General features: G+C 74.7%; 17 protein-coding genes. 8 read left to right on the forward strand and 9 right to left on the reverse strand.

What is annotated here, in order from left to right; genetic code table 11:
• Window positions 1-65: 65 nt before the first annotated feature.
• Entirely contained in the window at window positions 66-1610 is a 1545-nt protein-coding gene (locus tag OIE69_RS07815) for an APC family permease (protein WP_326571210.1), read from the reverse strand.
• A 57-nt stretch (window positions 1611-1667) separates the two neighbouring features.
• Entirely contained in the window at window positions 1668-2630 is a 963-nt protein-coding gene (locus OIE69_RS07820; RefSeq protein WP_326571211.1) for a hypothetical protein, read from the reverse strand.
• A gap of 251 nt (window positions 2631-2881) precedes the next feature.
• Here OIE69_RS07820 and OIE69_RS07825 point away from each other — a divergent pair, with 251 nt between their 5' ends.
• From OIE69_RS07825 to OIE69_RS07835, 3 genes are all read left to right on the forward strand, one after another.
• Entirely contained in the window at window positions 2882-4231 is a 1350-nt protein-coding gene (locus tag OIE69_RS07825) for a hypothetical protein (RefSeq protein WP_326571212.1), read from the forward strand.
• Between the two features lie 603 nt (window positions 4232-4834).
• A complete protein-coding gene (locus tag OIE69_RS07830; protein ID WP_392567478.1) occupies window positions 4835-5926 on the forward strand; it encodes a WD40/YVTN/BNR-like repeat-containing protein in 1092 nt (363 codons plus the stop codon).
• 172 nt (window positions 5927-6098) lie between these two features.
• Window positions 6099-6254: a hypothetical protein gene (locus OIE69_RS07835; RefSeq protein WP_326571213.1), complete on the forward strand. Its 156-nt coding sequence runs from the start codon at window positions 6099-6101 to the stop codon at window positions 6252-6254.
• Window positions 6255-6316: 62 nt separating this feature from the next.
• Here the strand turns inward: OIE69_RS07835 and OIE69_RS07840 are convergent, their stop codons facing one another.
• Together OIE69_RS07840 and OIE69_RS07845 are read right to left on the reverse strand one after the other, a co-directional pair.
• On the reverse strand, window positions 6317-7213 hold the full coding sequence (locus OIE69_RS07840) for a hypothetical protein (protein WP_326571214.1): 897 nt from the start codon (window positions 7211-7213) through the stop codon (window positions 6317-6319).
• The gene (locus tag OIE69_RS07845; RefSeq protein ID WP_326571215.1) at window positions 7213-8493 is read right to left on the reverse strand and encodes a VWA domain-containing protein; all 1281 of its coding nucleotides are present in this window, start codon (window positions 8491-8493) and stop codon (window positions 7213-7215) included. The genes OIE69_RS07840 and OIE69_RS07845 overlap by 1 nt, the downstream gene beginning before the upstream one ends.
• A gap of 418 nt (window positions 8494-8911) precedes the next feature.
• Between OIE69_RS07845 and OIE69_RS07850 the strand changes: the two genes are divergently transcribed.
• Both OIE69_RS07850 and OIE69_RS07855 read left to right on the forward strand, forming a co-directional pair.
• Complete coding sequence (locus OIE69_RS07850; protein WP_326571216.1) at window positions 8912-10489, forward strand: ADP-ribosylglycohydrolase family protein; 1578 nt, start codon at window positions 8912-8914, stop codon at window positions 10487-10489.
• 299 nt (window positions 10490-10788) lie between these two features.
• A complete protein-coding gene (locus OIE69_RS07855; RefSeq protein WP_326571217.1) occupies window positions 10789-11655 on the forward strand; it encodes a helix-turn-helix domain-containing protein in 867 nt (288 codons plus the stop codon).
• A 25-nt stretch (window positions 11656-11680) separates the two neighbouring features.
• Here OIE69_RS07855 and OIE69_RS07860 read toward each other — a convergent pair whose 3' ends face one another.
• Window positions 11681-12553 carry an SRPBCC family protein gene (locus OIE69_RS07860; protein ID WP_326571218.1) on the reverse strand — a complete coding sequence of 291 codons (873 nt, stop codon included), beginning with the start codon at window positions 12551-12553 and terminating at the stop codon, window positions 11681-11683.
• A complete protein-coding gene (locus OIE69_RS07865; protein ID WP_326571219.1) occupies window positions 12550-12873 on the reverse strand; it encodes an ArsR/SmtB family transcription factor in 324 nt (107 codons plus the stop codon). The genes OIE69_RS07860 and OIE69_RS07865 overlap by 4 nt, the downstream gene beginning before the upstream one ends.
• A 129-nt stretch (window positions 12874-13002) precedes the next feature.
• Between OIE69_RS07865 and OIE69_RS07870 the strand changes: the two genes are divergently transcribed.
• Together OIE69_RS07870 and OIE69_RS07875 are read left to right on the forward strand one after the other, a co-directional pair.
• Window positions 13003-13416 carry a PaaI family thioesterase gene (locus OIE69_RS07870; protein WP_326571220.1) on the forward strand — a complete coding sequence of 138 codons (414 nt, stop codon included), beginning with the start codon at window positions 13003-13005 and terminating at the stop codon, window positions 13414-13416.
• A gap of 189 nt (window positions 13417-13605) precedes the next feature.
• Complete coding sequence (locus OIE69_RS07875; RefSeq protein WP_326571221.1) at window positions 13606-14847, forward strand: phosphodiester glycosidase family protein; 1242 nt, start codon at window positions 13606-13608, stop codon at window positions 14845-14847.
• Between the two features lie 44 nt (window positions 14848-14891).
• Here OIE69_RS07875 and pspAB read toward each other — a convergent pair whose 3' ends face one another.
• The 3 genes from pspAB to OIE69_RS07890 form a co-directional block, all read right to left on the reverse strand.
• A complete protein-coding gene (gene pspAB / locus OIE69_RS07880; RefSeq protein WP_326571222.1) occupies window positions 14892-15476 on the reverse strand; it encodes a PspA-associated protein PspAB in 585 nt (194 codons plus the stop codon).
• Window positions 15476-16378 carry a zinc metalloprotease HtpX gene (gene htpX / locus OIE69_RS07885; RefSeq protein ID WP_326571223.1) on the reverse strand — a complete coding sequence of 301 codons (903 nt, stop codon included), beginning with the start codon at window positions 16376-16378 and terminating at the stop codon, window positions 15476-15478. The genes pspAB and htpX overlap by 1 nt, the downstream gene beginning before the upstream one ends.
• Before the next feature lie 108 nt (window positions 16379-16486).
• Complete coding sequence (locus OIE69_RS07890) at window positions 16487-17449, reverse strand: quinone oxidoreductase family protein (RefSeq protein WP_326571224.1); 963 nt, start codon at window positions 17447-17449, stop codon at window positions 16487-16489.
• A 614-nt stretch (window positions 17450-18063) separates the two neighbouring features.
• Here OIE69_RS07890 and OIE69_RS07895 point away from each other — a divergent pair.
• Window positions 18064-18963, forward strand: coding sequence for a lysylphosphatidylglycerol synthase transmembrane domain-containing protein (locus tag OIE69_RS07895; RefSeq protein WP_326571225.1), 900 nt, complete (start codon window positions 18064-18066; stop codon window positions 18961-18963).
• Window positions 18964-18971 lie beyond the last annotated feature (8 nt).

Raw genomic sequence — 18971 nt, forward strand, 5'->3', positions numbered from 1 at the left:
GGGTGCTACGGACATGGAACCGGCCCGCCGCCCCCCGGGCCAGAGGGGCGACGGGCCGGACGGGGTCAGGAGGCGGCGGTCTCCGCGTCGGTGTCGGCGGTCTCGCGGGCCTGCTCGATCCGGAACGCCTCGTTGCCGAGGCCGATGCGGGCGTGCACCTCGGGACGCGTGGCGCGCAGCACCGCCCCGTACACCAGGCCGCCGACGACGGCGGCGCCGATGATGCCGGGCAGCACCCAGGAGACGGCGGACCCGTCGCCGGCGACCAGGACGTCGAAGTCCTTGACGGCGTAGACGGCGATGACGATCAGCGCGATGCCCGCGAGCGCGGAGGCGGCGATCCGCGGCGCCTGGGTGCGCAGCGCGCCGCGGCGGACGAAGTAGCCGATGACGGCGAAGGACGCGGTCGCCAGCAGCACGATGACGCCCAGGGCGCCGACGTTGCCGAACCAGGTGAACAGCTTCAGCACGGGCGCGGTCGGGTCGTGGTCGGCCGCGGCGCTGCTGTCGGTGACGGCGAAGGCGACCACGAAGCCGAGGGACACCAGCGTCTGCAGCAGCGAGCCGAAGGCGGGGGCGCCGCTGTTGGGGTTGGTGCGGCCGAAGGCGGAGGGCAGCAGGCCCTCGCGGCCCATGGCGAAGGCGTAGCGGGCGACGACGTTGTGGAAGCTGAGCAGGCAGGCGAACATGCCGGTCACGTAGAGGACGTGCAGGACGTCGGTGAAGGTGGCCCCGATGATGGACTCGCTGAGGCCGAAGAGCAGCCCGGGTCCCTGCTTCTGCGACTCCTCGACGATCTGGGACGGGCCGGCCGCGATGCTCAGCGCCCAGGAGCTGATGGCGAAGAAGACCGCGACGAAGGTGACGGCGAGGAAGGTCACCCGGGCGACCACGACCTGCGGACGGCTGGTCTCCTCGGCGTAGACCGGCGACTGCTCGAAGCCGACGAAGCTGGCGATGCAGAAGCACAGGGCGGTGCCCAGGCCCGCGCCGCTGAGCGTGCTCGGGTCGAAGGCGTGCAGCGACAGGCCCTCCTTGGCGGGGCTGCCGATGGCGGCGACGTCGAAGACGACGACGAGCGCGATCTCGATCACCAGCAGGACGCCGAGGACCTTGGCGTTGACGTCGATCTTGAGCCAGCCGAGCGCGCCGACCGCGAGGACGCCGAGCACGGCCGGGATCCACCAGGCGACGGTGATGTCGAGGTACGTCTGGAAGAGCCCGGAGATCTCGAAGCCGAACAGGCCGAAGACCGCGAACTGCATGGCGCTGTACGACACCAGGGCGACGAGCGAGGCGGCGGCGCCCGCGGTGCCGCCGAGCCCGCGGGCGATGTAGGCGTAGAAGGCGCCCGCGTTGTGGACGTGGCGGCTCATCTCGGCGTAGCCGACGCTGAAGAGGAGCAGGACCACGCCGAGGATGACGAACAGCAGCGGCTGCCCGACGATGCCCATCACGCCGTACGTGGTGGGCATGACGCCCGCGACCACCATCAGCGGCGCGCTGGCGGCGACCACGGACAGGAGCAGGCCTGACATGCCGAGGCGGTCGGCCCTCAGGGCTCTCTCCTCGCCTTTGAACGTGCTGATCCCGCTGTTGCCCGTCAGCATGGCGGTTCCTTCCTGGGAGGGGTGGGGGTGGTGCTGGTGCGTCATGTGGGGCGGGCCCTACGGGGAGCCGGGACCGAGGACGGCCTCTCGCGCGGCGCGGAAGGCCTTCTTGGGGTCGCGGTCCGGATAGGCCCACGGGATGCGGGTGGCGTGACCGCCGATCCGGTTGAACAGGGCCGCGGCCTCGGCGGTGCGGCCGTGCAGGAACTGCGCGTGGACGAGGAAGTTGAGGTCGAGGTGGAGGCGCGGGTGGTCGTGCCCGTCGCCGTCGAACTCCAGCCACCAGTCGAAGCCCCGCTTGAGTGCCTGCCGGGCCCGCCATCCGTCCCAGTGCCCGGAGGCCGCGGGGTCGGCGGGCAGGGTGCCGGCGGCGGCCTGGACGCGGTACAGCTCGGCGTGGGCGACGACCGGGAGGACGGCCAGCGGTGAGCCCGCGGGCGCCTCGCTGGCGGCCCAGTCGACGAACTCGTACACCTCGTGGAAGGCCCCGCCGTCCGCGGCGGCCTGGGGGCGTTCGGCGAGGCAGGCGGTCATCAGGTGGTGCCCGTGGTGGTGGCTGCGGTGGCGGCCGCGGACCTGGTCGAAGGCGCGTATCTGCTCGTCGTCGCTGCCGGTGTGGCGGGCCAGGATCAGCAGGCAGAGCCACGGTGTGGGGTCGGCCGGGGTGAGCGCGGCGGCGGCGAGGCAGGCCTCACGGGCCCGTTCGGGTTTCTCCTTGCCCGCGACGGCGCGGAACACCGTGGCGGCGGCCAGCAGCGCGGCCGCGTCGGAACTGCCGGGTTCGGCGAGCTGCCACTCGCGGGCCCAGGTGGCGCTGGCGCCGCCCTCGCCGAGGACGACCAGGCGGTGCCCGCGACGGTCCCAGTCGTCGCCGGTCTCGGCGAGCAGGCTGCGGGCGGCCGTCCAGCGTCCCTGGGCAAGCGCGGCGCGGGCGTCGGCCAGTGCCTCGTCGTCCAGGGCAGGATCGAATCGCAGGTCGTCCCGGGAGCGGGAGAAACCGAACGGTGGAGGAGGAGTCATCCTCGGGGTGCCTCCACGGCGCGCACGTGAGGTCCGGCCCGGGGCGGGGCTTCCCGTTCGGCGTCCGGTGATCGCTTGATCACACAAAGCCAACCGGTATGAGCAGGTCCACTTCAAGTCCGGTTCTGTTGTCTCGATGTAGTCCCGCACGTGTGTACGGGCACGGGCGGGCGCCGCGGGACACGGATCGGGACGGATCGCGGCGATCGCCTGCGCGGCATGCGCCGCGCCTGATATTCGAACGTACGAATATGAGACGAAGGAGCATCGCCGTGGCGGACGACACCGCGCCGGCACCTCCCCATCCCCTGGCGTCCGTACGGCGCAGCCACGGCTGGAGCTACCAGGACCTCGCCCGGGTCGTCGCCGACAACGCCCGTGCCCTCGGCGTACCCATGGCGGCCCGGCGGGAGAAGGTGTGGCGCTGGGAACACTGGGGCGTGGTGCCGGAGAGGGACAGCCAGCGCGCCCTCGCCCGGGCGCTGGGCGTACGGCTGCGGGAGGTCGACGCCCGTCCGTGGCCCGGCTGGTTACCGACGTTCGCCGGCATCCCCGACGGGCTGCCGTGGACCCGGGCGGGCGGTCTCGACGCGTTGGACGCCCTCCTGGACGGCGGGGGACGCGACCCGCGCGGCCACCCCGTGCTGGAGGGACCGGAGTTCCGCGACGCCGTCACCGACTGGACGGCCGCGACGGACGGCGCGCGGGGCGGCGGGCCGTCGCCGGGCGGCGCGGTCGCCGGCCGGGAGGGGCAGGCGGCCGACGAGGAGACCGTGGCCTGGCTGGAGCGCGGTGTGCTCGGCCTGCGCCGGCTGGACGACCGGCTCGGCGGCGCGGCCGTGCGGCACCGGGTCGAGGCCGATCTGCGGATCGCCCTGGACCTGCTGCGCCGGGGGCCGTCCCGGGGCGGACTCGACGCCCGCCTGCTGCGCGCCGCCGCAGGGCTGGCCCAGCTGGGCGGCTGGTCCGCCACGGACTGCGGACGGCACGGGGCGGCCCAGCGGCACTTCCTCACCGGACTGCGCCTCGCGCACGGCGCGCAGGACCGCCCGCAGGCCGCCAACCTGTGGGCGGGACTGAGCCTCCAGGCCGTGTTCGCGGGCCGCCACGACGACGCCCTCACCGCGGCCCGGGCCGCGGAGTCCGCCGCGGCGGGGGCGACCTCGCGCACCCGGGCGATGCTCGCCACCCGCCGGGCCCGGGCGCACGCGGGGCTCGGCGAGGACTCGGCGTGCCGCCGGTCGCTGGAGGAGGCGGGGCGGCTGCTGGACACCGCGCCGGGCGACGACGACCCGTCCTGGATCTACTGGTTCGACGAGGCGGAGCTGTGCGCGCAGAGCGGGATCGCGCTGCTGGACCTCGGCCGTGCGGAGGAGGCCGCCCCGTTGCTGGAGAAGGCTCTGGCGATCCAGGACCCCCTCTACCGGCGCGACCGCACTCTCTACACCGCGCGTGCCGCGCTCGCCCGCGCCCTGACCGGCGACCTCGACACCGCCCGCACCCTGACCGGGGACGCCGTGGAACTCGCCCGGGACTGCGGGTCCCCCCGGGTGGCCATCGCCGTCGAGCAGGCCAGGACGGCGCTGACGCCGGCCCGTTGACGATCCGGCCCTGCCGGACCGGCACGGCGGCCCTGCGGCCCGCCGAACCAGGGTCTCAGCAGCCGCGCGCCCCGCAGTGCGGTGCCGTGGGCGGCAGGCCGTCCACGGACTCCCGGAAGACCCGCCCGACGAGGGGAGTTCGGACACACGGGCGGACCGCGCCGGACGACCCGGCGCGGCCGCTGTCGGCGGCGCGACCGCAGGCCTCGGGTCCGCACGGCACATCGCGCCGCCGGTCCGCAAACCCCGGGCGCCCTGAAACGGCAGCGGTCCGCAGACTCCCGGAAGACCCGCCCACGAGGGAGTGCGGACACCGGGCCGACCGCACCGGACCGACCTCGCCGGGACACCACCCGTTCCCGCCGCCGGTGACCGGACCGCCCGGCGGCGGGGACAACCCGGCGCCCACGCGGACCCGCGGCCCGACGACCGCGGTTGGCGTCGCGGCCGCAGGTCCGCGGGCCTCCCGCCCGCTCGGGGCGCCCGCGCGGCTCAGCCGTCGCGGCACAAGCGCGTCGACCGCGGACCGGGAACGACGCGGTGCGCCGGAGGCGGTCTGGTGCGGTGCCCCGCGGTGGGCTAGGTTGCCGCGCCATGACGCCGATGGGGACGATGAGACGGGTGTGGACGGCCGTGCTGTGCGGGGCGGCGCTCGCCGCGCTGACGGCGGTCCCGGCCCGCGCGACGGGTGAACGGCCCGGTCCGCGCTGGGAGCTGAAGGAGACCGGCAGCACGGCCCGGTTCCGCGGGCTGTCGGCGGTCGGCAGGGACACCGCCTGGGTGGCCGGTTCCGAGGGCAAGGTGCTGCGCACGGCGGACGGCGGACGCCACTGGGCGGACGTGTCGCCGCCCGGTGCCGCCGAGCTGCAGTTCCGTGACATCGAGGCGTTCGACGCGCGGCGCGCGGTGGTGCTGGCGATCGGGGAGGGCGAGGCGTCCCGCGTGTTCCGCACCCAGGACGGCGGCGCGACCTGGACGGAGACCTTCCGCAACTCCGACCCCCGGGCCTTCTACGACTGCGTCACCTTCTTCGACGACCGGCACGGCCTCGCCGTCAGCGACCCGGTCGACGGCAGGTACCGGATGCTGTCCACCGGTGACGGCGGCCGCAGTTGGCGGGTGCTGCCCTCCGCCGGCATGCCGCCCGCGCTCGCCGGCGAGGCCTCCTTCGCGGCGAGCGGTCAGTGCCTGGTGAGCCGTGGCCCGCGCGACGTGTGGCTGGCGACCGGCGGGGCGTCGCAGGCCCGTGTCCTGCACTCCCGTGACCGGGGGCTGACCTGGACCGTGGCGGCGTCCACGCTGCCCGCCGGCGACCCGGCGAAGGGTGTGTTCGCGCTGGCCTTCCGCGACACGCGGCACGGGATCGCCGTGGGCGGGGACTACCGCCCCGACCAGGCCTCCCCCGAGGCCGCCGCGGTGTCCCGCGACGGCGGCACGACCTGGTCCGGCTCCGGACGTCCCCCGGCCGCCTACCGTTCGGGCGTGGCCTGGCTGCCGTACTCCTCGCGCGCGGCGATCGCGGTGGGCCCGTCCGGCAGCGACCTGAGCCTGGACGGCGGCCGGACCTGGCGGCAGTTCGACACCGGGTCCTACGACACCGTCGACTGCGCCCCGGACCTGGGCTGCTGGGCCGCCGGCGAGCAGGGCCGCGTCGCCCGCCTGGGGATCGGCCGGGGCGGGGCGGGCGCCCCGTAACCTGTCCCGGCGAACCGCAGACGCCGCGAGAAGCCGAGCCGGGCCTTGGTCAACGCGGCGGGAAGCGGCGCCCTGCGTACCGCCGGGGAGCTGCTGCGCCGGGGGCGTCCCCCGAACACGCCGACCCGGACGGCACGACCCCGCTCTACGCGACCACGGCGACGAGGAGACGGTGCGCCGGCTGCCGGCCCGCGGCGCCGACCCCGGGCTGCATGAGGACCACGGCACGGGGCTCACCCCGCTGGAGTGGGCGGAACGCGGCCCGCACCCGGGGACGGCGGAGCCGCTGCGCGCGGCGGCGCGGAGGGCGGCCGCCGGGCAGGGGTGAACGCGGACGCGCCGGTACGGAGCCGCCGGGGCTCCGTACCGGCGCGTGAAAGGTCCCGCGGGTCAGGCGACCGGGCGGACGCGTCCCCGTCCACGGGTGAGGCTGTAGCCGGCGACGCCCGCGAGCGCGGCGAGCACGCCTCCGGCCGCGGTCCAGATCCAGCGGTCGGACCACCAGCCGCCGCCCCAGCCGTCCTCGGGCTGGGCCAGACCGGCCGGCACCGGGGAGGCGCTGGGGTCGGCCTCGTCGTCCGCCGCCTCGTCGGACTCCTCCGTGGCGGAGGCGGAGGGCACGGCATTGGGGTCGAGGGTGGCCCCGGCCTTGGCGACGGGGGTGAGCGGGGCGGCGAGTTCACCGTCGACGGCCTTGGAGCCGCCCGCGTCCGTCGAGGTGGTGCCGATCTGCGCCTGGACCGGCAGACCGAGGTCCTGGTCCGGGAGCCGCAGCACGGTCAGGCGGATGTAGTACGCGCCCGGCAGCGGGTCGTCGGCCCAGGCCTCGGACCACGCGCGGACGGTGCGCAGCCGGCAGCTCAGCTCCAGCTGGGTGTCCTGCGCGGACGCCGTCCTGGTCGGCTTGCCCGAGGCGCACGCCTGACGGCGGCGCAGGCCGTCGTAGACGTCGAGCTGCCAGGTCTGGTTGCCGTGCCGGCTCGCGGCCTCCGGCAGTGTGACGGTCGCGGAGACCGTGGGCACCTCGCCCGCGGCGGCGGGGAACACCCAGTACAGGTAGTCACCGGTGGAGGCGCTGGCCGGGGTGGTCCGCACCCCCGGCCGGAGGTTCCCCGCGGTGCGGAACCCGGTGCCGGGCTGGACGGTCTCCTCGGTGGCCCCCGTGCCGCTCGCGCCCGGGCTGGGCGTGGCGTCGTCGGCGGCGGCGGTGCCCGCTCCGGCGGCGAACAGGGCCGCACCCGCGAGCAGGACGGCGGCCGCCCGGCGCGCCGTTCGGATGGTACGCATCAGTTGGTCCTCCAGACGGCGACGCGCCAGCGCGAGATCCAGCCCCACAGCACACCGGCGACCAGGCCGGTCACGACCATCAGCGCCAGCAGCCACCAGCCGCGGCCCAGGCCGAAGGAGGCGACGTCGGAGGGCTCGTCGGGCGAGGAGACCAGGTCGACGCTGAGTTCGAGCGGCAGGCCCGGGGTGCGCTTGACGGCGTCCGGGGCGGAGAAGGAGTTGCTGACCTCGATGCACACGGTGCGGGCGGTCGCGGCGTCGGAGTCGTCGCGTTCGGGCCAGGCGTAGCGCAGGCCGGACGAGATGACGTCGGTGCGTCCGCTGCTCGCCTCGGAGCCCCGTACGAGTTCCCGGCCGCCGCTGGTGACGGCCCGTACGAGGACGCCGTAGTCGCGGTTGACGGCGCGGTCGGCGCCGACGCTGACGGAGGCCCGCAGTTCCTGGCCGTCGGTGACGCTCACCCGGTACCAGCGGTGCTCGGTGAACGCCTCGCGGTCGCTGTAGACGCCGGCCCCGAGCAGCGGGGCGTCGACGCAGCGGTCGGCACCCTGGGTGACGGTGGGGGTGACGACCACGTTGTCGGCCGAGCGGTCGACGAGTTGCTTGATGCGGTCGGACAGCTGGTCGGCGTGGTCGACGGCGGTGTAGGTGCCGCCGGTGGCCTCGGCGATGCAGCTGAGCTGCTCGCGGATCTTGGTGTTGGGCACCAGGCCGAGGGTGTCGACGACCAGGTGGGTGCCCTCGGCGGCGAGTTCGCGCGCGACCTCGCAGGGGTCGAGCGGCTGGCAGGTGTCCTCGCCGTCGGTGATGAGCACGATGCGGCGGGTGCCGTCACCGCCCGCGAGGTCCTTGCCCGCGGCCTGCAGGGCGGGGCCGATCGGCGTCCATCCGGTGGGGGCGAGGGTGGCGACCGCGGTCTTGGCCTCGGTGCGGTCGACGCTGCCGACCGGGTAGAGGGCCTCGGTGTCCGTGCAGCCGACCTTCTTGTCCTTGCCGGGGTAGTTGGCGCCGAGGGTGCGTATGCCGAGCTGCACCTCGTCCGGTACCGCGTCGATGACCTCGTTGAACGCCTGCTTGGCAGCCGACATGCGGGACCTGCCGTCGATGTCGTTGGCCCGCATCGAGCCGCTGACGTCGAGCACGAGCTCGACCTTCGGGGGCTCGGGAGCGGTCTCCGGCCCGTCGTCCGCGGCGGCCGGCGCCGCGGCCGGGAAGAGCGCGGTGGCGAGGGTGGCCGCGAGGCCGCAGAGCCCCACCGCCAGCCGTTTGCTTATGATCATTGGCGGATCCTATGGAAGATCCGCCGCCGCCCCCAACTCGGCCCGGACCGCTCTTCCCTGACCCTCCCCGACGCGGACCGCGCCTCGGGCCCGGGACACGCCGCCGACCAGCGAACGTCCGCGGTCACCCCTCTCGTCCGGCTCGACCGAGCGATCCGATGGGTCGTCAGACAAGACGTCCACCCCGCCACCGCCAGGCTCGCAGGACCATGCCGGCCACCCCCGGCATCCATAGTGTCCCATTGACGATAAGGGGGTCCTCATGCGAGGCTGACGCCGCATCACGCCGGAGATCCCTCCTGAACCGGCAGTCCGGGGATGCCCCGGAACCGCCGCATTCGAACCAGGACGGCGCTCGCCCCGGCACCCGCCGTTCGGCCCGTCCCGCACGTGCCGCCGGATCTCCTGGAGGACACCCGTGGCCCACGCCCCCGTACCCCATCCCCACCTGGACGCACGGGCCGCCGACCGGGCCGCCGGGGTGTTGCTCGGCGCGGCCGTGGGCGACGCGCTGGGCGTGCCGTACGAGTTCAAGGCGACGCTGAGTGAGGATGAGCAGCCGCGGATGATCGGCGGCGGCCTGGGGCCGTACCAGCCGGGCGAGTACTCCGACGACACCCAGATGCAGGTCTGCATCGCCCAGGTGGCGGCGGCCGGAGCGGATCTGCGCGACCCGGAGGCCCTGGACGCGATCGCCGCCAACTTCCAGCGCTGGCTGAGCGATGGCGCCAGCGACGTCGGCAACCAGACCAGTCTGGTCCTGAGCATCGCCGCCCGCGCACCCGGGTCGGCGGGCGCGGCGCTGCGGGAGGCCGCCCGCGAGTACACCGCCGGCAACGCGCGCAGCGCGGGGAACGGCTCGTTGATGCGGACCGGGATCGTGGCGCTCGCGCACCTCGGTGACCCCGCCGCGATGGCCGAGGCCGCCATCGCCGTCGGCGCGCTCACCCACCCCGACCCCGACTGTGCCGACGCCTGCGTGCTGTGGTGCTCCGGCATCCGCACCGCGGTGCTGCACGGCACCTTCGACGGCGTGCGCGACGGCCTGGCCCTGCTCCCGCCCGAGCGCCGGGAGACGTGGGCGAAGCGGCTGGACGAGGCGGAGGCCCACCCGCCGCACCACTTCGTCAACAACGGCTGGGTCGTCCACGCGCTCCAGGCCGCATGGTCGGCCATCACCCGCACCGCCGTTCCCGAACTGAACCCCGCCGAAGGCGGCTTCCCGGCCCGGCACCTGCGCCTCGCCCTGGAGGCGGCGGTGCGGGCCGGTACCGACACCGACACCGTCGCGGCGATCGCGGGTGCCCTGCTCGGCGCGCGATGGGGCTGCTCCGGCATCCCTCTGGAGTGGCAGCGGGCCGTCAACGGCTGGCCGGGCCTCACAGGTGCCGACCTGGTCCGGCTGGCGGTGCTCACCGCCCGGGGCGGGAACGACGACGACGCCGGCTGGCCCTCGGCCCCGCGTCTTCCGGCCGGCGGTCACCCCGGCTTCGCCATCCCCCACCCGCACGATGACGGGGTGATCCTGGGCAACCTGGCCCTGGCCCAGGGCACCGAGCCGGTCGACGTCGACGCCGTGGTCTCGCTCTGCCGTGTCGGTTCCGACCCGCTCCTGCCCGGCACCGGCGTCGAGCAGGTCCGGGTCTGGCTGGTGGACAGCGACGGAGCGAACGCCAACCTCCACCATGTCGTGGACCAGGCCGCCCGCCAGGTGCTGCGGCTGCGCCAGGAGGGCAAGCGGGTCCTGCTCCACTGCCATGCCGGGCAGAGCCGCACCCCGGCCGTCGCCGCCGTCTACAGCCACCTGGCCAGGGGCACCGACGCCGAGAGCGCGCTGCGGGATCTCCGCCGGGCGCTGACCGGTGGCTGGCACCTCCACGCGCACCCCGAACTCCGGTCCGCGGTCCACGATCTGACCGCCCCCACGGTGGCCGCCGGAGCGCGGACCGACCGGGGCGGGCAGGAGGCAGCCGATCTCGAACCCCCCGGTTGGTGAGCCGCGCCCCGCGCCAGAACCCCCGGCCCGGGTCCCGCGTGCTACCGGGGCCGGGGCGGTGGCCGACTGCGCGTACGTCGGCTGCCGCCCGAACGGTCCTGCCCGAGGGCCGCGCCCGGCGTCAACCCGTCATGGGTGGGTCCGCGGCCGCGCCCGACTCGCCTGATGCCCCGTCAATTCCGTCACGACGCCGCGGCGTGGCGCGTTCTGCGCTTTGCAAAGCGTCGCCAACATGCTGTGCGGCGCCCTGACGTCATGACAAACTACGCGGGGATCAGCGGTGTTGGAGGAGATTGACCGTGACTGAAGCGCGGGCGGCAAGCGCTCCCACCGTACTGCGGGTGGTACTCGGCAGACGCTTGCAGGACCTCCGGGAGAGGGCCGGGCTCTCCTACGAGCAGGCGGCCCGCGCCCTGGACGTCACCCATGCCACGGTGCGCCGCATCGAGAAGGCCGAGGTGGGCCTGCGGATCCCGTACGTGGAGAAGCTGCTCCTCACCTACGGCGTCACCGCGCCCGCCGAGATCGCCAACTTCCTGGAGCTGGCCCGCGAGGCCAACCGCCCCGGCTGGTGGCACCGCTTCCGCGACGTGCTCCCGGAGTGGTTCAGCGCCTTCGTCAGCCTGGAGGGCTCCGCCGAGCTGATCCGCGCCTACGAGCCGCACTACGTCCCCGGGCTGCTGCAGACCCCGCAGTACGCGGAGGCCGTGCTGCGCGCGGGCCGGCCGCACGCCTCGCAGGAGGAGATCGAGCGCGGCGTCGCGCTGCGCATGCAGCGGCAGGCGCTGCTCACCCGCGACGACCCGCCGCTGCTGTGGGTCGTGCTGGACGAGACGGTGCTGCGACGTCCCATCGGCGGGCCCGAGGTGATGCGCCGGCAGATCGACAAGCTGATCGAGGCGTGCGGAATGCCCCAGGTGCGGCTGCAGGTGATGCCCTTCGCCTCGGGGCCGCACCCGGCGATGTACGGGCCGTTCCACATCTTCCGCTTCCCGCTGCCGGAGCTGCCGGACATCGCGTACGCGGAGAGCCTGATCGGCGCCGTCTACCTCGACGAACGCGAGGACGTCTCGCGGTTCCGCGAGGCCCTGGACCGGATGAGCGCCCAGGCGCTGCCCGCGGGGCCCACGCGTGAGTTCCTGGAGGAGGCACGGGACCGCCTGTGAGGGCGGGCGCCGTGCCGTCCACCGGTCAGCGGGGCATCGCGGCCAGCTTCGCCGCGAGGCTCTCCACGCGGTCCCGCCAGACGTCCAGCGCGAGGGCGGCGGGCACCTCGGGCACACCGGTCTGGGTGAGGACGAGCCGCGCACCGTGCCCCGTGCCCCGGGTCAGCTCCCAGCGCACGGTGCCCTCGTGGCGGCCGTGGAGGTCCCAGGGGTAGGCGAGCACCTCCTGCGGGCGCAGTTCGCTCACCGGCCCGGCGGCGAAGTCGCCCACGACGAAGCCGCGCGGCACGGGTCCGCCGACCTCGGGCGCGGCCACCCCGCCGAGCAGGGTCTTCCACACCGTCGCCACGGGCTGGGTCAGCTGCCGCTCGAAGCGGACCTGCCAGCCGACGGGCAGCTCCTCGGCGGTGCCGCGGTCGAGGCCGAACTCCTTGACGTAACGCTCGTGGGCCGCCTTCATGTCGCCCGGCGCGGGCAGGGGCTCGCCGGCCAGCTCGGGGTCGATGCCGGCGATGCAGGCGTCCCAGCCGGCCGCGAAGCCGGCGGCACCGGGGCGGTCGGCGAAGGTGTGGGTCAGGATCAGCACGGAGCCCAGGGACTCCGGCACCAGCTCCCAGCGCAACACGTCCTCGTCCCAGGTGTAGGCGACGACGTGCGGCGGGTCCCACTCGACGACCTCGCCTTCCATGGTCTCGCCCTCTCCGTGCCGGAACGGGAAGCGGACCTTGCCGCCCACCCGCGGCTCCATCTCCACGTCGGAGGGGAACCACTTCGACAGGTGCCCGGGCTCGGTCAGGGCCCGCCACACCTTCTCCGGCGGGTGCGCGAGCCGCCGCTCCATCCGCAGCGCGGTCCGGCCGCCCGCGGTGGTCAGCGTCTCGCCGGTGTCCGTGGTCATGGCTCCTCCATCTCGTCGGGCATGGCGTCCAGGTGCCGCTCCAGCGCGTCCAGGCCGGTGCCCCACAGCCTGCGGTAGGGCGCGAGCCAGGCGTCCACTTCCCGCAGGGGCTCGGGGCGCAGCTCGTACCAGCGGCGCTGCGCCTCGGCGCGCACGCGGACCAGGCCCGCCTCGCGGAGCACGCGCAGGTGCTTGGACGTACCGGGCTGGCTGAGGCCGAGGTGCTCGGTGAGCTCGCCGACGAGACGGGGGCGCTCCAGGAGCAGATCGAGGATCCGCCGCCGCGTCGGCTCGGCCAGCACGTCGAAGGGTATGGACACGTTCCCCAACATACTCCCGAGGCTATATACCCGCAACGGCATGTACGCCGCATGCGACGAGCGGCCGGACGCGCCCGTGGCCCCTCGCGCCCTGGTGCGCGCCCCCGACGGTGGGTCAGAATGTCCGCCGTGACGATCACCACCGCCGAGGCGGACAAGGTCCTGGCCGACAACTTCGCGCCCTGGGTGCAGGACCTGGGGCTCGCCGTCGAGGAGACCGGGGACCGGCACGCCGTGCTGCGGCTGCCGTGGTCGGACCGGCTGGCCCGGGAGGGCGGCGCGCTGTCGGGCCAGGCGCTGATGGCCGCCGCCGACACGGCGACCGTGATCGCGGTGTCGGCGGCGCGCGGCGGCTACGGGCCCATGACGACCGTCCAGCAGTCGACGACCTTCCAGCGGGCCGTCATGGGCACCGACGTCCTGGTCACCGCGCGGGTCACCAAGCTCGGGCGGCGGCTGGCGTTCATCGACATCGAACTCACCCCGGAAGGTGCCGGCGAGCCCGCGGCGCACGCGACCACGGTCTACGCCTTCCCCGGCTGAGGCGACCGGGGCGACCGGGGCGGTCTGTGCGAAAGGGCCGCCGGACCCCGCTCGGCCTGCCCCTTTCCCTCCGGCTTTTCACCGTATCGAGTCGGATCCCCTCGTACACGGCGTGGTGGTGCGACAACCCCGCCGGTCCGGGCAACCATTGACCTTTCGTCAGGTAATCGGTTTCCGGGCTGGAGCGACGTGACTCGACGACCCCGCCGGGTGCGCCTGGCGATCTCGGTGGTGCTGGCGTGGAGCGCGCTGCTCGGCGGCACGAGCGGCGCCGTCGCCGCGGTCGCCGGTGACGGACTGCGCTACGGCGCGACCACCCTGCTCGTCCCGGGTGTGGACTACCGGACGTTCACCTACCGGGGCGCCCACGGCACGGCCCGCGGGCATCTGCTGACGGTGGACCTGCGCAGTCCCGGTGTCACTGTGGACCTGCTGCACCCCGGCGTCGTCGCCGGCCGCGGCAAGGTCTCGGGGCTCGCGAACGCCGCCGGAGCCGTGGGCGGCATCAACGCCGACTTCTTCAACATGAGCGAGAGCCAGCACCCCGGGGTGCCCGCGACCGGTGCCCCGGTCGGCCCGGCGATCGCCGCCGGTCGGACCCTGAAGTCGGCGGTGCCCCTGGGCCAGCGCTTCGGGCCCAGGCTCCCGCCCGGCACGTCGACCGAGGACGTCCTCGCGGTCGGCACCGACGGGGTCGCCCGGCTCGACCGGCTCCGGCTGGCGGGCTCGGTCGGCTTCGAGGAGGGCACGGTGGCGCTGGACGGACTGAACCAGTACGCGCTGCCGGTCGGCGGCGTGGGCGCGTACACCTCCGACTGGGGCGGCGCCTCCCGGCTCCGCGCCGCCTGCGGCGACGACATCAAGCGCGGGGCGCCGTGCAGCGACGACACCTACGAGGTCACGGTCAGCCAGGGCGAGGTCGTGGACGTCGCCGAGCGGCCGGGAGAGGGCGAGATCCCGCCCGACGCGGTGGTCCTCGTCGGGCGGGAGGCGGGCGCGGAGGCGCTGCGCCTGCTGGAGCCCGGCGACGCGGTCGACGTGCGGCAGCGACTGGTGGCCTCCGGGTACGGCGGCGGCTACCGCTTCGCGGTCGGGGGCTGTCCGATCCTGCGCGGTGGAATTCCGCTGGCCGGGCTGGAGAACGGCGTCGCGGCGACCCGCACGGCGGCGGGTTACGGCGCGGGCGGGCAGGTGATGTACCTGCTGGCCCTGGACGGCAAGGCCGAGTCCGGCGCCGGCCTCACGGTCCTCGAACTCGCCTCCCTGATGTCCGGCATCGGCGCCCAGGCGGCCGTCAACCTCGACGGCGGCGGCTCCTCCACCCTCGTCACCCGCGCCCCCGGCGCACCCGCCGTCAAGGTCCGCAACCACCCGGCCGGCGGCACGGAGCGCCTCGTCGCCAACGGCATCGGTGTCTTCGCCGGAGGCTGAGGCCCCCGACCCCGGGGCGGTTCCGGCGCCTCCCGCCCGTGGCCTCAGTCGCCCAGGCCCGGCGCGCCCCAGAGCGGGAACCAGCGGCCGAGGTCCTCCTCGAGGCGCAGGTCGTTGCCGAGCAGCGCCTTGACCTGGAGCTCCAGAGGGTTGTCGCGCTTCTCCCCCGCCAGCGGGGCGAACGGATAGAACGAGCCGCGTTTGTAGAGGTAGACCAGCGCCAGGGAGCGCCCCTCCCCGTCGCGGAAGGCGGCCAGAGAGCAGAGCAGCTGCGGGCCGAAGCCGTGCCCCTCCAGCGCCGAGTTGACCGCGTGGAGGTCGCCGACCAGGACCGGCAGGTCCTGCGCCGGGCGCCGGACGACCAGCCAGCTGTACCCGTACGCGTCACGGACGGACTCCACCGGGACGGCGCCCTGGCCGGTGTCCATGTCGAGGAGCGCCCGCACGTCCTGCTGGACCTCGGCGAACGCGCCCCCCTCCACGGCGGCGAAGCACACCGAGCCCACACCGGTGGGACGGAATCCGGCAGCGGCCTCCAGGGTCACGGCCGCCGAGGGGAGCCCGAACAACTGGTCCAGGTCGGGCCTGACGGGCTTGCTGCGGCCGAGCAGCGCGTCCAGGAACCCCATCAGCGGCGTCCCAACTCGACGGAGATCCGGCCGAGCTGCTGCAGCCGCTGCTCCAGAGTGGGGTGCGTGGAGAGCAGCTGGGCCAGGCTCTGGCCGCCGGTGAGGGCGGGGACGAAGTAGAAGGCGTTGAACGGCTCGGCCTTGCGCAGGTCCTCGGTGGGGATGCGGGCCATCTGGCCGGAGACCTTGGTCAGTGCGGACGCCAGGACGGAGGGCCGCCCGGTGAGCAGCGCGGCGGAGCGGTCGGCGGACAGCTCGCGGTAGCGGGACAGCATCCGGGTCAGCAGGAAGCTGACGCAGTAGACGAGCGCGCTGACCAGCGGGATCAGGATGACCACGATCGCGGTGCCGGGGTCCCGGCTGTTGCGCCCGAGGCTGCCCCACAGGCCGATGCGGGTGACCACCCCGGCGAGGACGCCCAGGAAGGAGGCGATCGTCATGACCGCCACATCCCGGTGGGCGACGTGGGAGAGTTCGTGGGCGATCACGCCCTCCAGCTCCTCGGGCTCCAGCCGGCGCATCAGGCCGGTGGTGGCGCACACCAGGGCCGCCTTCTCGTTACGCCCGGTGGCGAAGGCGTTGGGGACGTCGCTGTCGGCGATGGCGACGCGGGGTTTGGGCATGTCGGCCAGGGCGCAGATCCGGTCGACGACGCCGTGCAGTTCGGGGGCCTGCTCGGGCGTGACCTCGCGGGCGCCCATGCTGAAGGCGGCGATCCGGTCGCTGAACCAGAACTGGGCGACGAACAGCCCGCCCGCGACGATCAGGATCAGCGGCCAGGCACCCCGCAGCAGGGCCAGCAGGACGCCCACGAACACGACGTAGAGCAGCCCGATCATGAACATGGTGACCACCATGCGAGTGGTCAGCCCCCGGTCGGGGGCGAAGCGGGTCCTGTCCATGGCCCCTCCCGTTCCTCGGGCCGCCGGCCGCGGCTTCGTGCTCCGCTGTCGATTGTGCCTCCGCGCGGAGGCGAACGGCGGGGCGCGGGCGCGGCCGGCCCGCAGCGGTCAGCCCGCCGGGTCGAGCGTCAGTTTTCCGTAAGTACGGCGGGCCCGCAGGTCCTCGTGGGCGCGGGCGACCTCGGACAGCGGGTAGCTGCCGCCCTCCTGGGGCTTCAGCCGTCCGTCTGCGGTCATGGCCAGCAGCTCGGCCATCGGCTCGCGGTACATGCCGGGGCGCCCCAGGCAGTGCATCAGCCAGAAGCCGACGACGGCCCGGGAGCGGCCCATGAGCTGCGCGGCCTGGACCGGGGTCGGGGGGACCCGGGAGGCGAGGCCGTAGGTCACCAGGCGGCCGAAGGGGGCCAGGGCGGCCAGCGAGGCGTCGAAGACCGGGCCGCCGGTCATCTCCAGCACGATGTCGACCTTCCTGCCGCCGTTGGCCTCGACGAGCCGCTCCTTGAGCCCCGCCGCGTCCGTGGAGTCCGCCTCGATCGCGACGTCCGCGCCGAGCTCCAGAGCGAGGTCGCGCTTCTCCTTGGAGGAGGCGGTGGCGATGACCCGTCCCGCGCCGAACTCCTTGGCGAGCTGTACGGCGAGCGAGCCGGTGCCGCCCGCGGCGGCGTGCACGACCACGGACTCGCCCTCGGCCATGCGGGCGGAGGTGCGCAGCAGATGCCAGGCGGTGAGTCCCTGGACGACCAGGGCGAGCGCCTGGCCGTCGGTGACGCCCTCGGGCACGTCGTGGGCGAGGTACTCCTCGACGACGGCCCGCTCGGCGTAGCCGCCGTTGTCGGTGAGGGCGACGACGCGGCGGCCCTCGGCGGTACGCCCGACCACCTCGGCTCCGGGCACGAGGGGCAGGGTGGCCTTGGAGAGGTAGGAGTTCTCCACCAGGTGCGTGTCGGCGTAGTTGACGCCCGCCGAGGAGACCTCGACCAGCAGTTGCCCCGGCCCCGGCACGGGTTCGGGCAGTTCGACCTGCCGCAGCACCTCAGGCCCGCCGAACTCGGTGATCTGGATCGCGCGCACCGCGACTCCCTCCGCGTACGTCCTACGTCGTCCGGGCCACGATATCCCGTAACACCGACCAGTCGGTATGTGAGGTTCACCGGAACACCGGAAGAACGGGTGCGCCCGAGCACCGTACGCCGTCCTCCGCCCCTCGTCCGCCCCTCGTCCGTCCTCGTCCGGAACCGCAGGGAGGGCCCATGCTCAGGCGCACCGAGCCGTTCGGCCACAAGACGCGGATCACCTTCGCCCTGCCCGCCGACCGACCGCCCGGCACCGTGAGCGTGGTCGGCGACTTCAACGGCTGGGAACCCGGCCGGTGTGCGCCGCTTCCGCTACCTCGCCACCGGCGCGGCGTGGTTCGACGACGAGTCGCGCCCCCGGCGCGAGCCACCGCTACAGCTCCAGGAGGCCGCTCCGGCCGTCCACGCGGTCGGCGCGTCCGCCCCGTCCAGTACCACGGGAGGGCCGGACGCGCCGCCGGATGAGCGGTACGGGTCGCCGCACCGTATGGTCATGCGTAGGTACGGCAGGGGCTGCGCCGGGGAGCGCCTCACGGCAGCGCGGGCGACCGCGGCGACCGGAAGGGCACGAACGGCATGTGGCGGCGCCTCCCAGTGCGTCAGATCGTCGGTGTGGCACCGCTGTTGGTGGTGGCCCTGATCGTCCTGCGGCAGTGGCCGATGGTCGACGCCGGTACCGACCGGCTGGGTTCCGCCGACGCCGAGTGGCTGCTGGCGGCCGGCGCCGCGACACTGCTCGCCTGGGTGTGCTCGGCGGCCGCGCAGCAGGGTGCGGTGCTGGAGCAACTGCCCCCGGGACGCCTGCTGGCCACCCAGTTCGCGGCCTCGGCGGCCAACCACATCCTCCCCGCGGGCGTCGGCGGAAACGCCGTCAACCTGCGCTTCCTGCTGCGCTGCGGCCTGTCGCCCAGCCGCTCCGCGGCCGCGCTGACCGTGCGAGCGCTGGCGGCCTGTGTGGTGCGGATCGGGCTGCTGGTCGTCCTGCTGGCGGCCTTCCCGCACGCCCTGGACATGCGCAAGGTCGTACCCGGGCGGCCCGGCCTCACCCTCCCGCTGGTGGCCGGAACGGCGCTCTGCCTGGTCCTGGTCGTCCTGCTGTCGGTGCGCCACATCCGCCGCACGGTGCGCTCGTTCCTCGGTACGGTCGCCACCGACGTCCGGGCCGTGCACGGCCGTTCCGCGCGGGTGGCGGCCCTGTGGGCGGGCTCCCTGGCCTTCCCGGTGATGCACGCCGCGGTGCTGGTCGCGGTCGTGCGGTCGCTCCACGCTCCGGTCCCGGCCGCGCACGTGGCCGTGGCGTATCTGGCGGGGAGCGTGGCGGCGGCCCTGCTGCCGACGCCGGGCGGACTCGGCTCGCTGGACGTGGCCCTGGTCCTGGCGCTGGTCACCGCCGGGGCGACCGGGGTGGCGGCGACCTCCGCGGTGCTGGCGTACCGCATCGTCACCGTATGGCTGCCCCTGCTCCCCGGTGTGCTGGTGCTGGCGGCGCTGGTCCGCCGGCGGGTGCTGTGAACCGGCCG

The organism is Actinacidiphila glaucinigra, assembly GCF_035918135.1.
GTDB classification, from domain to species: Bacteria; Actinomycetota; Actinomycetes; order Streptomycetales; family Streptomycetaceae; genus Actinacidiphila; species Actinacidiphila glaucinigra.

What these genes read in the sequence shown, in the direction of transcription:
- OIE69_RS07860 (WP_326571218.1), bottom strand. Translation starts at nt 12,553, where the DNA reads ATGACCACGGACACCGGCGAGACGCTGACCACCGCGGGCGGCCGGACC.
- htpX (WP_326571223.1), bottom strand. Translation starts at nt 16,378, where the DNA reads ATGGACAGGACCCGCTTCGCCCCCGACCGGGGGCTGACCACTCGCATG.
- OIE69_RS07840 (WP_326571214.1), bottom strand. Translation starts at nt 7,213, where the DNA reads ATGCGTACCATCCGAACGGCGCGCCGGGCGGCCGCCGTCCTGCTCGCG.
- pspAB (WP_326571222.1), bottom strand. Translation starts at nt 15,476, where the DNA reads ATGGGGTTCCTGGACGCGCTGCTCGGCCGCAGCAAGCCCGTCAGGCCC.
- OIE69_RS07845 (WP_326571215.1), bottom strand. Translation starts at nt 8,493, where the DNA reads ATGATCATAAGCAAACGGCTGGCGGTGGGGCTCTGCGGCCTCGCGGCC.
- OIE69_RS07820 (WP_326571211.1), bottom strand. Translation starts at nt 2,630, where the DNA reads ATGACTCCTCCTCCACCGTTCGGTTTCTCCCGCTCCCGGGACGACCTG.
- OIE69_RS07825 (WP_326571212.1), top strand. Translation starts at nt 2,882, where the DNA reads ATGAGACGAAGGAGCATCGCCGTGGCGGACGACACCGCGCCGGCACCT.
- OIE69_RS07815 (WP_326571210.1), bottom strand. Translation starts at nt 1,610, where the DNA reads ATGCTGACGGGCAACAGCGGGATCAGCACGTTCAAAGGCGAGGAGAGA.
- OIE69_RS07830 (WP_392567478.1), top strand. Translation starts at nt 4,835, where the DNA reads ATGGGGACGATGAGACGGGTGTGGACGGCCGTGCTGTGCGGGGCGGCG.